The organism is Collimonas fungivorans, from assembly GCF_028292705.1.
Taxonomy (GTDB): domain Bacteria; phylum Pseudomonadota; class Gammaproteobacteria; order Burkholderiales; family Burkholderiaceae_D; genus Collimonas; species Collimonas fungivorans_B.
Genome location: NZ_JAQGLV010000382.1, coordinates 1 through 2657, shown reverse-complemented (window position 1 = coordinate 2657; position 2657 = coordinate 1). Strand labels below are relative to the sequence as shown.

Genomic DNA, 2657 nt, shown 5'->3' with positions numbered 1-2657 from the left:
CCCATGCGGATGAATTCGTCGACGTAGAACGCGTAGTTGGTGAACAGCACGTAGCGCTGGAAACGGTCGGGCGAGGTCGCCGTATAGTGCTTCAGCCGGTGCAGCGAATAATCGATGCGCGGCGCAGTGAACAAGGCCAGCGGATGCGGATCGCCCGGCAGTTCTTCAAAGGTGCCGTTGACGATGCGGTCATCCATGGTCGCCAGGTTCGGCAGGTCGAACACATCCGGCAAGGTGCGCAGATGGTCGGGGTCGAGATTGCCCTCGACGTGGATACCTTCCGGGAAGGCGAAATGGACCGGGATCGGCATGTCGCTAACGCCGATTTCCAGCGGCACGTCATGGTTATCGCGCAGCAGCTTGAACTGGCTGACCAGGTAGTTGGTGTACAGCGACGGCCGCGTCAGCGTAGTCTCAAAGACACCGGGACCGGACACAAAACCGAAGGAGTGGCGGGTATCGGCCCGGGTATTGAATTCAGTCGTCACCCGCACAAACGGATAGCAGGCGCGCACCCGCTCGGTCATCACTTCGCCGTTGGCAAAGCGCTTGAAAGCCTCGCGCAGCAAGGCGGTGTGATGTTCGTAGATTTCATGCACGCGGGCGACGGCGGCATGGGGGTCGGTGAATTGCTCAGTCGGGAACATTGAATCTCCGTAGCGATATCTGTACGCCAGGCTAGCCGGCGTCATGGTCCGGACATATTTATCCAGACCTTACATTTCAATTCTACTGGGATTGGCGCGAGAATGGGAACTAAGCCTTACTTGAGCAAATCGTATTTGCCGCCCTTTTCGATCGCGCGCTGATATGCCGGCCGTGCATGGATGCGCTGCAGGAAAGCAAATAGCCTGGGCCGGCTGGTATCCAGTCCGCCGCGCGATTGCGATGCTTCCAGCGGGAAGCTCATCTGGATGTCGGCGGCGCTGAATTCTTCGCCGGCGAACCAGGTCGATTTGCCGAGCTCGCTTTCCAGGAAATCCAGGTGCGTCTTGAGTTGCGGATCGATATAGTTGCGCTGCACGCCGTTGGCGATGGAACGAGCCAACGGCCGCAGCAGGGCCGGCATCGGTGGCCGGCCCAGGCGGCCGAAGATCAGTTTCATCAGCAAGGGCGGCATGGCCGAACCTTCGGCGTAATGCAGCCAATAGGTGTAGCGCAGACGGTCCTTGCTGCCGGCAGCCGGGACCAGGCCGCCGTCGCCATATTGCTGCACCAGGTATTCGATGATTGCGCCGGATTCGGCAATCGTATTGTCGCCGTCGGTGATGACCGGCGATTTGCCCAAGGGATGGACCGCCTTCAGCGACGGCGGCGCCAGCATGGTTTTGGGATCGCGCTGATAAGGCTTGATTTCATAATCCAGCCCCAGCTCTTCGAGCAGCCACAGTACGCGCTGCGAACGGGAATTGTTGAGATGGTGAACGATGATCATGGTCGGCAAGCCCGGTCAGGTGGAGGGAAGAACTGCAATCCCGCTAGCGTAACCGATTTGCCGCCAATGATCCCTTTTTTGCTGACGCTCCCTAAACCCGCGTCGGACTCAGCAAACCCTGGCAAGTGGCGCGCTGCGCATCGGCCGCCGGCAGCTTGCCGCACACCGTATCCAGCTGCTGCCGCAGCCGTCCCAGCACGGCCTGGTGTTTGCCGTCGCCGTTCCAGGCGTTGAGCTTTTGCCCGAGGCGTTCCAGCACCGAACGGTTGCGCTCGTAGAATGCATTCTGGGTGCCGCCCAGTTCCTGCAGCACGCCATGCGCGACCTTTTCTATGCGTCCTTCATCTTGCGGCGCCAGTTCCAGCAGGCCCGACAGATACGCCACGCCCCATTGCAGGCGCGTCGCCGGTCCCTGCGCTGCCTGGTAAGCCTGTTCATACCAGTTGACGGCGCCGCTCTTGTCGCCACGTTTCTTGGCGTTGGACGCCAGGCTCAGCATGAAATAGTAAGGCGCGTGCGAACGCTTCAGCTCGGCTTTCAGCAAGCTGTCGGAATCGTCCAGCAAACCGGCGTCGCTCAAGGCATGGGCGCCGGCATTGATCACCGATTGCCGCTCATAGGCATCGGTAGTGGCGCTATCGGCTTGCGCCACCCGCTGCCGCACGTCTTTCAGCAAGGCCGGCGCCAGCGCGCCGTCCGGCGTGTCGATGCGGGCCAGCGACACTTGCGCCGCCAGCGCTCCCAGGCGATCGGTCTTGGACAAGGTGCTGTCGCCGGACAAACGCTGCACGGCGCTGTTCCAGGCTGCGATCAGCTTGGTCCGGGACGGCGATTTCGGCACGGTCGCCAGCTGCACCAGCTCAGCCGGGTAGTTGGTCAGGATATCCATGTTCTCGCGCGCGGTATGGACATCGCTCACCGCCTTGGTCAGCTGCGCTGCCGCCGCCGTTTTGTCGACGCCAGCTGCCGCATCACCGCCCTTGGTGGCGGCCGCCACCAGCGCGCTCAGGGCCAGCCGATTGGCGCTGTCGCCCGGCGGGCAGGCTGCCGCCAGCTTGTTCAAGGCAGGCACCAGTTCCTTGCCGCTGACCAGCTGCTGTTCATCGGTATCCCAGGAGTAGTAAGCCAGCAAGCGCCACTCGTCCGCGCTCAGCTTGCCGCCGCTGAGCGCGGCCTGCAAGGTTTGTTTGACCGGCCGGTTGGCGCTGATGCCGAGCGTCAG

General features: G+C 62.1%; 2 protein-coding genes and 1 pseudogene. All 3 read right to left on the bottom strand.

Annotated features, from left to right (window positions below; translation table 11 throughout):
• Positions 1 to 647: pseudogene (locus JWQ61_RS20970) on the bottom strand (AMP nucleosidase); the annotation flags it as partial.
• 116 nt (positions 648 to 763) lie between these two features.
• Complete coding sequence (locus JWQ61_RS20965; protein WP_304362221.1) at positions 764 to 1435, bottom strand: glutathione S-transferase; 672 nt, start codon at positions 1433 to 1435, stop codon at positions 764 to 766.
• Between the two features lie 91 nt (positions 1436 to 1526).
• Positions 1527 to 2657: disulfide isomerase (locus tag JWQ61_RS20960; RefSeq protein WP_304362220.1), on the bottom strand; the 1131-nt coding region annotated here is incomplete at its 5' end.